Origin of the sequence: Rhizobium sp. 25PS6 (assembly GCF_032464655.1) — a bacterium.
Classification (GTDB): domain Bacteria; phylum Pseudomonadota; class Alphaproteobacteria; order Rhizobiales; family Rhizobiaceae; genus Rhizobium; species Rhizobium laguerreae.
This window is the reverse complement of the sequence record NZ_JAWDIV010000020.1, coordinates 109,630-122,076: the sequence shown is the minus strand read 5'-3', so window position 1 is coordinate 122,076 and position 12,447 is coordinate 109,630. Positions and strand designations below refer to the sequence as shown.

The window sequence follows — 12,447 nt, the reverse complement described above, 5'->3', positions numbered from 1 at the left end:
ACTTTTCAGGAATAAAACCCGTGACCATCACGATTACGACAGCCCCCTGCTGCTGGGGCGTTGATGACGTCAACAATCCAAACCTTCCCGCCTGGGAGCGCGTCTTCGACGAGGCGACGGCGGCTGGTTATGGCGGCCTCGAACTCGGGCCGTACGGTTACGTGCCGCTCGATGATGCGCTCGTCGCAAAGGCGCTCACCGAGCGCAATCTCTTCATCGTCGCCGGCACGATCTTCGACGATCTGGTCTCGCCTGAAAATCGGGAGACATTGCTGCGGCAGACGGAGGAAATCTGCGCCGTCATCACCAGGCTGCCGCAGCCGGAACAGGTGGAAGGCCAGCGGTTCAGGACGCCCTATCTCACGGTCATGGACTGGGGGCACGACGAGCGGGACTATGCCGCTGGCCATTCGGATCGTGCGCCGCGCCTCGACGACACGGCCTGGACCGGGATGGTCGCGAACATCACGGCGATCGCCGAACTCGCGGCGCGTAAATACGGCGTGCGCGCCGTCATCCACCCGCATGCGGGCGGCTATATCGAATTCGCCGATGAGATCGAGCGGGTGGCAGGTGACATTCCGCAGGAGATCGCCGGCTTCTGCCTCGACACCGGCCATAGCTATTATGCCGGCATGGATCCCGTGGAGATGCTTCGCCGCTATGCCGACAGGCTCGACTACGTCCACTTCAAGGACATCGACCAGACCGTCTTCGACCGTGTGCTTGGCGAGAAGATCCGCTTCTTCGATGCATGCGGACAGGGCGTCATGTGCCCGATCGGCCGCGGCGTCATCGATTATCCCGCCGTCAAGCGAACGCTCGAGGAGATCGGCTATCACGGCTTCATCACCGTCGAGCAGGAGCGCGATCCATTCAATGTCGCCGGCAGCCTCGAAGACGTGAAGCAAAACCGCGATTACCTCAGGTCGGTCGGGTTCTAGAGCGTTTCCGTTTTTCTTCGAAACACGGAAACGCTCCATCTCTCTGTTTTGCGCAATTCCGGACACAAAAACCGCTGCGCACTTTTGCTGGAACTGCTGGGGAAAAACTGTGACGAATAACAGGAAAAAGCCGATCCGCTGGGGCATGGTCGGCGGCGGCAGAGGCAGCCAGATCGGCTATATTCATCGCTCGGCGGCGCATCGCGACGACGTCTTTGCCCTTGCGGCGGGCGCCTTCGATATCGATCCCGAACGCGGCCGCGCCTTCGGCATCGATCTCGGGCTCGACGAAGCCAGGAGCTACCGGGACTATGCGGCGATGTTTGCGACTGAGGCCGGGCGGGCCGACGGCATCGAGGCCGTGTCGATCGCAACACCCAACAACACCCATTTCGCGATCTGCAAGGCAGCGCTCGAACATGACCTGCATGTGATCTGCGAAAAGCCGCTCTGCTTCACGACCGCCGAGGCCGAGGAACTGAAGGCGCTTTCCCAGACGCGCGGCCGTATCGTCGGCGTGACCTATGGTTATGCCGGCCATCAGATGATCGAGCAAGCGCGTGCCATGGTCCGGAATGGCGATCTCGGCGAGGTCCGAATCGTCAACCTGCAATTCGCCCATGGCTTCCATAGTGCTGCGGTGGAGGAGCAGAACCCTGCGACGCGCTGGCGCGTCGATCCAAAATTCGCAGGCCCCAGCTATGTGCTCGGCGATGTCGGAACCCACCCGCTTTATATCGCCAAGGTCATCCTACCGCACCTGAAGATCAAGCGGCTGCTCTGCACCCGCCAGAGCTTCGTCAAAAGCCGCGCGCCGCTCGAAGACAATGCGGTGACCCTGATGGAATATGACAATGGCGCGATCGCCACTATCTGGTCGAGCGCCGTCAATGCCGGCTCCATGCATGGCCAGAAGATCCGCATCGTCGGCTCGAAGGCCAGTATCGAATGGTGGGACGAGCGGCCGAACCAGCTCTCCTACGAGATCCAGGGCGAACCGGCCCGCATTCTCGAGCGCGGCATGGACTATCTCTATACCGAGGCCAGGATCGACGACCGGATCGGCGGCGGTCACCCGGAAGGTCTCTTCGAAGCCTGGGCGAACCTCTATCGCCGATTCGGCTTTGCCATCAACAAAGAGCGCGGCCTCGCTCCTGCGGGGATCGAAGACCTCGTCTTTCCCGATGTCGATGCCGGACTGGAAGGGGTCCGCTGGGTGGAAAACTGCGTGCGTTCCGCCGACGCGGGTGGGATCTGGCTGGATTATCGCTAGGTCTTCAAGAGCCCCGGCGCAGCTCTTTCTCAGATCGCGCCCTGTGCCCGCTTCGCACTTGTTGCGCTGGAGGCATGTTCAAGGACATCAGTCCACACTCAGATAAGCGGATCGTCGTCTTCCGGCGCCTGCGGCGCGCGGCGACGCGTGCTGTCGTTGGCGGCTTTCTTAGGCCCGTCGGCGGCTGCCTCAGGGACTTTCTTGACGCTTTCGCCGCCGGCGTCTTCTGCGGCTGGCTTTGGGTCGCTCTTTTTCACGAAACGGATCATAGGTCATTTCCTGCTTCAACAGTGGGAGCGCTCCGCACGTATATCGGAGCGCTCTGGAAAACGGTGTCAGACGGCAAGCGCCGTGGCGCAGCCTTGAACACTTCGGCTATCGGCTGAAGTCTGCCCAGGCATGGTCGCCCAACCGCCGGCCTCAACGAACTGACGCTGCTTGTAGCCTTCGGTAATCGCCTTGAACTCGATCAGTTTAGCGCTCGCATCCGGCGCCGCCTTGAATCGCTCGACGCAAATGGCCGACGCCAGTTCTCCGCGTGCGGTGTCGCCGGCGGCGGCTGCCGCTTTGCTTGATGTGCCGCCGGTTACCCAACCTCCCCAGCTGAATCCGATAATCATCGTGGCGATCGCCGTGGCGACGCAGGCCCAGGCGAGAAGCGTCTTGGATGGCTGGTAACTGTCGAAACGCTGGGTAATCGATGTCTTGCTGCTGCTCTGCACGGACATTGGAATTCTCCCTGTCTGTTGTTCGGGTTGTGCCGTCCGGCGACGCCGGACCGGTTCAAGCTGGCCTTAGAACAGGATGATTTTAGGCCGGGTCTAAAATCTGAATCCTGTTCTACATTAAATAGTTAGAGCATGATGTCGTCCGAAAACCGCTGACACTTTTCGGCATCATGCTCTAGTATCCCATAGCGCCCATGCCGCCATTTCCGGCCGCAGGCGCAGAATTTTTCGCGGGAATGTCGGCGATCATCACCTCGGCGGTGATCAGCAGCGCCGCGATCGAGCCGGCGTCCTGCAGAGCAGTGCGCACGACCTTGGCAGGATCGACGATGCCGGCCTCGATCATATCGACATAGGTCTCCGTCTGTGCGTCGAAGCCCTGATTGTGATCATTGCTGCCGGCGAGTTTTCCGACGACAATGGAGCCCTCGAACCCGGCATTGTCGGCGATCTGCCGGATCGGGGCTTCGAGCGCCCTGAGCACGATCGAGATGCCCGCCGTCACATCGGCGTTCTCCCCCGTCAGTCCCGTCAGCGCCGACTTCGCGCGCAACAGTGCCACGCCGCCGCCGGGCACGATGCCCTCTTCGACCGCCGCACGGGTGGCGTTCAGCGCATCGTCGATGCGGTCTTTCTTTTCCTTGACCTCCGTCTCGGTCGCGCCGCCGACGCGGATGACCGCGACGCCGCCGGCGAGTTTCGCCAGGCGTTCCTGCAGTTTTTCCTTGTCGTAGTCGGAGGTGGTGTCTTCGATCTGCGCCTTGATCTGCTGGATGCGCGCCTGGATGGCCGCTTTCTCGCCGGAGCCGTCGATGATCGTGGTGCTTTCTTTGTCGATCAGCACACGTTTGGCGTGGCCGAGCATATCGAGCGTGACGTTCTCGAGCTTGATGCCGAGATCCTCGGAAATCATCTGGCCGGCGGTCAGCACGGCAATGTCTTCGAGCATCGCCTTGCGGCGATCGCCGAAGCCCGGCGCCTTGACGGCTGCGACCTTCAGGCCGCCGCGCAGCTTGTTGACGACCAGCGTCGCCAGCGCCTCGCCTTCGACGTCCTCCGAGATGAGCAGCAGCGGTTTGCCGGTCTGTACGACGGCTTCCAGGATCGGCAGCATCGCCTGCAGGCTGCCGAGTTTCTTCTCGTGAACGAGGATATAGGGCTCCTCCAGTTCCACGCGCATCTTCTCGGCATTGGTGACGAAATAGGGCGAGAGATAGCCACGATCGAACTGCATGCCCTCGACGACATCGAGTTCGGTTTCGGCGGTTCGCGCCTCTTCGACGGTTATGACGCCCTCATTGCCGACCTTGTCCATTGCCCTGGCGATCATCTCGCCGATGGTGGCGTCGCCATTGGCGGCAATGGTGCCGACCTGTGCGATCTCGCCTGACGATTTGACCTTCATCGCCCTCGCCTTGATTTCCTTGACGACGGCGATAACGCCGAGATCGATGCCGCGCCTCAGATCCATCGGGTTCATGCCGGCAGCGACGAGCTTTGCGCCTTCGCGGAAGATGGAGGCGGCGAGCACCGTTGCCGTCGTCGTGCCGTCGCCGGCAAGATCATTGGTCTTCGATGCCACCTCGCGCACCATTTGCGCGCCCATGTTCTCGAACTTGTCTTCGAGCTCGATCTCCTTGGCGACGCTGACGCCGTCCTTGGTGATGCGCGGTGCGCCATAGGCCTTGTCGATGACGACGTTGCGACCCTTCGGGCCAAGCGTCACCTTGACGGCGTTGTTGAGCAATTCGACGCCGCGCAGCAGGCGGTCGCGCGCGTCGGTAGAGAACCTGATTTCCTTGGCAGACATGATATTTCTTCCCAGTTCGGTCTTGAGTTGCGGGTCACAAATTCGACCCCTCAGGCGGCTTTGCCGGCAGCCGCTTCGGTCTTTTCGACGATGCCCATGATGTCGGTCTCCTTCATGATCAGAAGGGTTTCGCCATCGATCGTGACCTCGGTCCCCGACCATTTTCCAAACAGAATGAGATCACCGACCTCGACATCGAGCGGGACGAGATTGCCGCTTTTGTTGCGCAGGCCCGGGCCGACTGCGACCACTTCGCCTTGCTGCGGCTTCTCCTTGGCGGTGTCTGGAATGATGATCCCGCCCTTGGATTTGACATCGCCTTCCGCACGTCGAATGACGACGCGGTCGTGAAGTGAACGGAATTTCATAGAGGGTCTTTCTGCTGCCGGCGCGTAGGGCGGCTGCAATTCATAAATAGCACTCGTGGCACTCGATTGATAGGAGTGCCAAGAAATATTGTTCGCACGGGGAACTTCTGGAAAAATTTAGGAAATAAATTTGAACGGATATTTTGCAATAATCAGAAAATGAAGAGAATTTTTACGACACCGCACCTAATTTTATTTAAATGGTTATCGAGTTAATTTGGCGTTTTTCATAGATAAATTCGAATTTATCTTGATTTAAACTCAATCGAGGCGCAATGATAGGCCTCGTCGATTTGGCCGACTTGGCTTCGCGGTGTCAGAGAACTACGACCCGCCATCACCACCGAATTTTCGATAGCAATTTGTGACGTCGTTCTGGCGTCGATTTCGCCTATTCCGATCCGGAATGAGCTTGGCGCTGACCGCGGATGTACCGGCAGCCTCGAGTTCGTCCGGTTCGGAACTCAACGATACAGGAAACGCATCGGCGCTTCCTGCGGAGGCCTCAGCCGTGACCAGTCGCACCACACAAACAGTCGTCCGCTTTTCATCCCCATTCCACCTGCCCGGTTTCGACGGGGCGCAGCCAGCCGGAGAATACCGCGTCGATTATGACGAGGAATTGATCGATAGCGTTTCCAGGCTTGCCTGGCTAAGGGTCGGCGCCTTCATCCACCTGCCGGCAATCGCCGCGCAGAGTTCGACGCAGCAGATGATGCCTATCCACCTGTCAGATCTCGAAACCGCGCTCGAAAAGGACCACAAACCGTCATGACCGCTACGCGCATCCCGCAACGCAATGGACGCTCGATCCGGCGCGAGGCAGCAACACATATCTTCAAGGTTGGACAGACTGTCCGGGTGAAGGACGGGTTCCTGGTCGTTCCCTCCAAGCTCCCCGAGACATACCGCATTACCGCCACGCTGCCTCTGAGAGGAAATGTGCTGCAATACCGCATCCGCAGTGACGATGAACGTCATGAGCGGGTCGCGACGGAAGACAGCCTGGAACTGGTAAACCTATCGCCCGCCGGCAGCGGCGCAACACTGATCGAGAGGACGTTTGGCCATGGCCACGGCCCGAATGACGAAAGGTTGACATCGTGAACAGCCATGAAGACGAAGCCGAACGAAGACGGAATGCCTTTGCCGTCGGCACATGGGAAAACAAATGTGGCGCTTCCGGCCGCTACTCCATGGAGATCGAACACGACCGCCGGATCGAATCCGCCCGTTCGTGGACCGTCTATCGTGTCTCAGCAGGCGTTCCAGTGCACTCCGAGCATGCCGTGACAGGCAAGAGCCGTCCGCAGGCCGGGAAAGACATGATGTCCTTCAATCTTCTCAACATAGGATACCGGAAGGAATGGCTGAGGCTGTCGGACGCCGCCCGGAGTGAAACTCCGCCGGTTCAACCATGGCGCTAGCCTTCCTGAACCAAAGCCGCAGCTTCGATGCGGCGAGAAATGCTGTGCGCTTCGTCGGCCATGACGGCATGTTCCAGGTGTTGTTCTTCATCGAGATTGGCGCACTGGCGAAATCCGACACCACATTGCAAAGAACCGAGCCTTCGGAAACGAGGTGGCTTTCGTCTTTCGATGCCCTGCGTAACTCCATTCAGGACGTGGCACACAAAGCCTATTCCTACCGCCGCCGCGCCTTTTATACTCTAACTGCGGCGGATTTCCGCTAGCGGGATCCGGACGCGCGAGAAACGATCCATGTTGATCCGTTACGGCTATGAAATCACGCTGACCTGCCCGCAGCCGACCGCATTGGTGTGCCTGTTGTCGGTTCATGATGATCGTGCGGCCGACATCAGAATTCCGGAAACGGTCTTCACCACGCCCGATGTTCCCACATCGACTTATCGCGATCTCTTCGGCAACCGCTGTCTTCGGCTGGTCGCCCCAGCGGGCGACCTGACCATATGGGGCGATGCGACGATCGAAGACGATGGCAAACCGGACAGGTCGCTGCCAGGCGCCAGGGAGTTCCCGGTTTCGGAGTTGCCGGATGATTGCCTCGTCTACCTGATGGGCAGCCGCTATTGCGAGACGGATCGCCTCAGTCAAATTGCGTGGGATATGTTCGGCACCGTCTCACCCGGCTGGGGCCGCGTTCAGGCGATCTGCGACTTCGTTCACGGCCATATCCAATTCGACTATATGCAGGCGCGATCGACGCGGACAGCCTTCGAGGCCTTTCACGAACGTGTCGGCGTCTGTCGCGACTTTGCGCATCTCGCGGTGGCGTTGTGCCGGTGCCTCAACATTCCCGCCCGATATATCAATGGCCATCTCGGCGACATCGGTATTCCCGTCGTCGACCCGATGGACTTCAGCGCCTGGATCGAGGTCTTCCTCGACGGTGCATGGCATACATTCGATCCGCGCAACAACACGCCGCGGATCGGTCGTATCATCGTCGCACGCGGGCGCGATGCCGCCGACATACCGCTCATCAATTCCTTCGGACCGCATGTGCTGAAGGCGTTTCGAGTCTGGACCTATGAGGTGACGAACCTGCAGCAGATGCAAAGCGTCGCCGAAGGTGCTGTTTAGAACGAGACCTGGGCAGGATGCGGCATGCCCAGCCCCAGGCTGCCGCAGGCAGGACTGCCAGTCCGTTCCCGGTTCATGGCAGCCGCCCACAGCAGCGCCGAGCCGAACTGCACCCTCCCCCCAAAATCACGTGACAGCGTCGCTCGCCTTGTCTTAACTGAGACATTGCCGGTTCGGGGCCGACTCGCGCCGGAAGTCGGCGTCGATGTCTTCGAGTGGAGGGCCGCTTCAGATGAAAAACCTTGTCATAGGCGCGGCCGAGATGGTCTGCCGCAAGCTGGTGGCTGCGCCGGGCAATTTCGATGCGAGCCGGGCGCAGGCGCTCGGTTTCAGCGCTGAAACATCCTTCGACGAGATCATTCGCGTACCTATCGAGGACGAGCTCGAAGGCCGCCTGCCGGAGCTTTCCTGACATGCTGCTTGGGGCGATTGCCGATGATTTCACCGGCGCCAGCGATCTTGCCAACACGCTTGCGAGAGGCGGCATGTCGACCGTGCAGTTCGTCGGCACCGGCCGCGGCAAGACGGATTGCGAGGCCGGCGTCGTCGCGCTGAAAACGCGCTCGGCGCCGGTTGACGATGCGGTGCGCCAGTCGCTGGAGGCGGCGCGCTGGCTGCTCGAGCAGGGCTGCGAGCAGATCGTCTTCAAATATTGCTCGACCTTCGATTCGACGCCTTCAGGCAATATCGGGCCGGTGGCCGAAGCGCTGCTGCGCCTCACCGGCACCGGCGTCGCCGTCGTCTGCCCGGCCTTTCCGGCGACCGGACGGCGGCTTTTCATGGGACATCTCTTCGTCGGCGACCGGCTTCTCAGCGAATCCGGCATGCAGAACCATCCGTTGACGCCGATGACCGATCCCGACATCCGCCGCTGGCTGCAGCAGCAGACGAAAGGCGAAATCGGCAGCATTGCGCTCGACGTGGTGCGCTCGGGCGCTGCGGCCTTGCGCAACGGCCTGCGCGCCGAACTCACCGCCGGCCACCGCCTCGTCGTCGTCGACGCCATCGAGGACGACGACCTGGCGACGATCGCGGCCGCGGTCGCCGACCACAAGCTGGTGACCGGCGGCTCTGGCATTGCGCAGGGCTTGCCGCAGAATTTCCGCAACCAGGGCAAGCTCTCAGGTACGGCGGACGAAGTGCCTCTGGTCAAGGGTCCCGGTGTCGTGATCTGCGGCTCCTGCTCCACGACCTCGCAGAACCAGGTCGCCTGCCACCTGCAGAACCATCCGGGGCTTGCGATCGATCCGGCGGTGCTGATGCGCGGCTCGATGTCGGTGGAGCGCGCGGCACGCTGGGTGGAAGCGAATGTCGCCGAAAATCCGATCGTCTATTCGACAGCCGCTCCTGAAGTGGTGAGCTTCGTGCAGCAGCGTTTCGGGCGCGAGGACGTGGCTGAAAAAATCGAGACCTTCTTTGGCGGGCTGGCGCGGCGGCTCGCCGATGCCGGCATGCGGCAGATCGTCGTCGGCGGCGGAGAAACCTCCGGCGCGGTGGTGGAAGCGCTCGGTCTCAAGAACATGATGATCGGGCCGGAGATCGATCCCGGCGTGCCGGTTCTCGTGGCCGACCGCTCCGGACCGCTCGGGCTTGCGCTGAAGAGCGGCAATTTCGGAGCCCCCGATTTCTTCGCCAAGGCGCTGGACAGAATCGCCGGCCATGAATGAGCGCGCAGGCCGCTGACGATGCGCCCGTTCGCTGACTTAGAACGGCGGTTGAAAGATGTTGTCATCGTGCCATCTTGGGGGTGAGAGAGCTCACACCGGGGATGAGCAGAGAAGGAGTTCGCAGTCCATGTTCGATCATATCTCCATCGGCGTAAAAGACTTGGAAAGAGCCCGCCGTTTCTACGATGCGGCGCTGGCGCCACTCGGATATGAGCGCCTGTCTAATTCCGACACCATGATCGGCTACGGCCCGGAAACGGTCGGGCTCTGGGTGATGCAGGTCGAGCAGCCTGTTGTTGCCGACATGCGATCCGGGCTGCATTTCTGCTTCGTCGCGCCTGATGAGGCCGCGGTCGATGCCTTTCACGCGGCGGCCGTTGCATCCGGCGGCACGGATAATGGCGAACCAGGTGTGCGGCCGGATTATGGGCAATTCTATTACGCCGCCTTCATCATCGACCCGGACGGCTACCGCCTCGAAGCGTATTTCCACAAAGGCGAACTGTAAGGGACCGTCAGGCAGCGGCTCTCGGAATGGATACGCAGCAGCCGGAAGCTTCGAGCGCTTTATTGGCTACATCGATGAACAGGCGACGGAACCAGCGCGCCCGGCCGTCCGTCTGGTCGACTCGGCGATAAAGCATCGTCACGGGATCGGCCGGCAGCGAAAGCGGCGGCTCGCAAAGCATCAGCCCATGTAACTGCGCCATGCAGCGACCGATCGATTCCGGCACGGTGGCAATGGCGGGCATCGCCTTCAGCACCATCGGCAGAGCGGAAAAGCGCGGGACGGTCGCCACCACCTGTCTCACATCGCCGGTGCGGTTCAGCGCCATGTCGATACCGGTCGAGGTGTTGCCTTCGAACGAGACGGTGACATGCGCGACATTGGCGAAATCCTTGAGGCTCAACGGCGCCTTCAGCCCGAGCTGAGCTTCATCGTAGATGCAGATCGAGACTTGGTCGAACAGCGGCGCGCGAATGTGCCAGGAGGCGGGCTCGTCGTGCATCGCGACGCTGAAATCGAAAACGCCTTCATCCAGCCGGCGTGCGGCATCGCGCTTTTCGGAAGCGATGCCGATCAGCCGGGCGCCGGGTGAAAGCTTTAGAAGACGGGCGGCAAGCGGGCCGAAGAAGGCCGATTCGAGATTGTCGCACATGCCGATGCGGAACTCGCCCTTCCAGCTTGCCGGATCGAACTCGGCCTGCGGGCGGATGGCGCGCTCGATGCCCGACAGCGCATCCTCGATCGCCGGGGCGATGGAAAGGGCGCGCGGCGTCGGCTGCAGGCCGCGGCCGACACGCACGAACAATTCATCGTCCAGCGCCTCGCGAAGGCGCCGCAAAGCAGCCGACAGGCCCGGCTGGCCGAGCAGCAGCCGCTCGGCGGCGCGACTGACGTTGCGCTCCTGCATCAGCACCGAAAAGGCCAGCAGGAGATTGAGATCGATCTTGCGAAGCGTGGCGTCATTCATCATCGTCAGTAATACCTGGCATGGCTACTATCAATTTGCAATAGGAATGGAAGCTGTACATTTTCTCGTTCCCTGCCGCCCGGCAACTTCCCCCGATGAGGCGGCAGCAACGAAGGAACGATTTCGATGACTCTTTCCAAATCGCGAAGCGGGGCGGGGCTGGCATTGCTGCTGCTCTGCACCGCCAACTTCCTCGACGCCATGGACGTCTCCACCATTGGTGTCGCGCTTCCTGCCATCCAGGCCGAACTCGGCATGGAGGCGACATCGCTGCAATGGGCCGTCAGCGCCTATGTGCTCGGTTATGGCGGCTTCCTGCTGCTCGGCGGCCGGGTCGCCGACGTCTTCGGCCATCGCCGCGTCTTCCTTTGGTCGCTGGCGATTTTTGCCGCCGCCAGCATCGCCGGCGGCTTCGTCGATAGCGGGCCGACGCTGATTGCCGCCCGCTTGATCAAGGGCATTGCCGCCGCCTTCACTGCGCCTGCCGCCCTTGCGCTGCTGCTCTCGGTCTTCGGCGAGGGAACCGCACGGGCAAAGGCGCTCGGGGTCTTCGCCTCGACCGGCGCCACCGGCTTCGTGCTCGGCATGGTGCTCGGCGGTGCCGCGACGATCTTCAGCTGGCGGGCGACCCTTGTCATGGGCGCGCCTGTCGCCATACTGACGCTCCTTCTTGCGCCGCTGGCGCTGCCGGCCGACCCGAAAAGGACGGGACCGCGGCCGAGCTTCGACTGGGCCGGCGCGCTGACGATCACGCCCGGACTGCTGCTCTTCGTCTTCGGCATCACCAATGCCGCAGCCGCCGGCTGGCGGGCCTTCCCGACCTGGGGTTCGCTCGCCGCGTCGCTGGTGCTGATCCTGCTCTTCCTCGTGGTCGAAGCGCGCCATGCCGATCCGATGGTTCCGCTCGGCATGTTCCGCCGAGCCAAGCTCCGGCATGCAAATGCCATCGCCGCCCTCTTCCAGGGCGCCTATGTCGGCTTCCAGTTCCTGGCGACGCTCTATTATCAAAACGTCATCGGCTGGTCGGCCTTCACCACCGGCTTCTGTTTTGCGCTTGGCGGCGTCTTCGTCATGTTCCTGGCGCCACGTTTTGCGACGCTCGCGCAAAATCGCGGCGCCACCGGGCTGATGGCGGCGGGTGTCGGCCTGCAAGCGTTCAGCTATATCTTCTGGGTGGCCGCACTCGGACATGTCGACCCGATCCTGCTCGTGCTGTTTTCGCAGATCCCACTCGGCCTCGGTTACGCCATGACCTACCCCTCAGTGCAGGTCGCGGCCCTTTCGGACGTTGAGGACGATAAGTCGGGGCTCGCCTCCGGACTGCTCTTCGCCTCCTTCCAGATCGGCGGCGGCATCGTGCTTGCGGCGGCCTCGGCAGTCTTCGGCGCCGCACCGCACTTCGGCTGGGACCCCTATGTCGCCGGCATCGCCTTCGTGGCGCTGCTTGCGGTGGCGATTACCTTGCTTGCAGCCGCCGGTCCGCGGACATCGGCCGCCCGGAGACCCAGCTATCAGGCGGCGGAATGACCGTCATCAGCCCGCACCCTGACCGGTGCGGGCTACTCATCAACCGGAGCGATATCTGCAGCAAGAATCCCGTTGCGTTGCCTGGGTGAAA

Annotated in this window: 16 protein-coding genes; 11 read left to right on the top strand and 5 right to left on the bottom strand. The window is 61.7% G+C overall.

Annotation, left to right across the window (positions count from 1 at the left end):
• The first annotated feature begins 20 nt into the window (after positions 1-20).
• The gene (locus RWK44_RS26425) at positions 21-944 is read left to right on the top strand and encodes a TIM barrel protein (RefSeq protein ID WP_316029607.1); all 924 of its coding nucleotides are present in this window, start codon (positions 21-23) and stop codon (positions 942-944) included.
• 145 nt (positions 945-1,089) lie between these two features.
• Entirely contained in the window at positions 1,090-2,217 is a 1,128-nt protein-coding gene (locus RWK44_RS26420; RefSeq protein ID WP_410056142.1) for a Gfo/Idh/MocA family protein, read from the top strand.
• A gap of 98 nt (positions 2,218-2,315) precedes the next feature.
• Here the strand turns inward: RWK44_RS26420 and RWK44_RS26415 are convergent, their stop codons facing one another.
• The 4 genes from RWK44_RS26415 to RWK44_RS26400 form a co-directional block, all read right to left on the bottom strand.
• A complete protein-coding gene (locus RWK44_RS26415) occupies positions 2,316-2,486 on the bottom strand; it encodes a hypothetical protein (RefSeq protein ID WP_165503767.1) in 171 nt (56 codons plus the stop codon).
• A gap of 66 nt (positions 2,487-2,552) precedes the next feature.
• Positions 2,553-2,945, bottom strand: a complete 393-nt coding sequence (locus tag RWK44_RS26410) for a hypothetical protein (RefSeq protein ID WP_131665927.1) — start codon at positions 2,943-2,945, stop codon at positions 2,553-2,555.
• Positions 2,946-3,120: 175 nt separating this feature from the next.
• Positions 3,121-4,755 (bottom strand): chaperonin GroEL, encoded by a 1,635-nt coding sequence (gene groL, locus RWK44_RS26405; RefSeq protein ID WP_131665926.1) that lies wholly within the window; start codon positions 4,753-4,755, stop codon positions 3,121-3,123.
• A gap of 50 nt (positions 4,756-4,805) precedes the next feature.
• Positions 4,806-5,123 (bottom strand): co-chaperone GroES, encoded by a 318-nt coding sequence (locus RWK44_RS26400; protein ID WP_131665925.1) that lies wholly within the window; start codon positions 5,121-5,123, stop codon positions 4,806-4,808.
• Positions 5,124-5,634: 511 nt separating this feature from the next.
• On the opposite strand from RWK44_RS26400, the gene RWK44_RS26395 reads away from it, so the two are divergent.
• The 8 genes from RWK44_RS26395 to RWK44_RS26360 all read left to right on the top strand — a co-directional run bounded on the left by RWK44_RS26395 (position 5,635) and on the right by RWK44_RS26360 (position 9,862).
• A complete protein-coding gene (locus RWK44_RS26395) occupies positions 5,635-5,898 on the top strand; it encodes a hypothetical protein (RefSeq protein ID WP_316029605.1) in 264 nt (87 codons plus the stop codon).
• Positions 5,895-6,230 carry a hypothetical protein gene (locus RWK44_RS26390; protein WP_018070945.1) on the top strand — a complete coding sequence of 112 codons (336 nt, stop codon included), beginning with the start codon at positions 5,895-5,897 and terminating at the stop codon, positions 6,228-6,230. Before RWK44_RS26395 ends, RWK44_RS26390 begins: the two co-directional genes overlap by 4 nt.
• Entirely contained in the window at positions 6,227-6,550 is a 324-nt protein-coding gene (locus RWK44_RS26385; RefSeq protein WP_131665922.1) for a hypothetical protein, read from the top strand. Before RWK44_RS26390 ends, RWK44_RS26385 begins: the two co-directional genes overlap by 4 nt.
• A complete protein-coding gene (locus tag RWK44_RS26380) occupies positions 6,541-6,816 on the top strand; it encodes a DUF1488 domain-containing protein (protein ID WP_131665921.1) in 276 nt (91 codons plus the stop codon). The genes RWK44_RS26385 and RWK44_RS26380 overlap by 10 nt, the downstream gene beginning before the upstream one ends.
• A gap of 28 nt (positions 6,817-6,844) precedes the next feature.
• Complete coding sequence (locus RWK44_RS26375; RefSeq protein ID WP_131665920.1) at positions 6,845-7,687, top strand: transglutaminase-like domain-containing protein; 843 nt, start codon at positions 6,845-6,847, stop codon at positions 7,685-7,687.
• A 232-nt stretch (positions 7,688-7,919) separates the two neighbouring features.
• Entirely contained in the window at positions 7,920-8,099 is a 180-nt protein-coding gene (locus RWK44_RS26370) for a hypothetical protein (protein WP_376775257.1), read from the top strand.
• A 1-nt stretch (position 8,100) separates the two neighbouring features.
• Entirely contained in the window at positions 8,101-9,354 is a 1,254-nt protein-coding gene (gene otnK / locus RWK44_RS26365; protein WP_316029604.1) for a 3-oxo-tetronate kinase, read from the top strand.
• Positions 9,355-9,481: 127 nt separating this feature from the next.
• A complete protein-coding gene (locus tag RWK44_RS26360; protein WP_131665918.1) occupies positions 9,482-9,862 on the top strand; it encodes a VOC family protein in 381 nt (126 codons plus the stop codon).
• A 7-nt stretch (positions 9,863-9,869) separates the two neighbouring features.
• Here RWK44_RS26360 and RWK44_RS26355 read toward each other — a convergent pair whose 3' ends face one another.
• The gene (locus RWK44_RS26355) at positions 9,870-10,832 is read right to left on the bottom strand and encodes a LysR family transcriptional regulator (protein WP_316029603.1); all 963 of its coding nucleotides are present in this window, start codon (positions 10,830-10,832) and stop codon (positions 9,870-9,872) included.
• 123 nt (positions 10,833-10,955) lie between these two features.
• Here RWK44_RS26355 and RWK44_RS26350 point away from each other — a divergent pair, with 123 nt between their 5' ends.
• Entirely contained in the window at positions 10,956-12,356 is a 1,401-nt protein-coding gene (locus RWK44_RS26350; RefSeq protein ID WP_316029602.1) for an MFS transporter, read from the top strand.
• Positions 12,357-12,447: the final 91 nt, after the last annotated feature.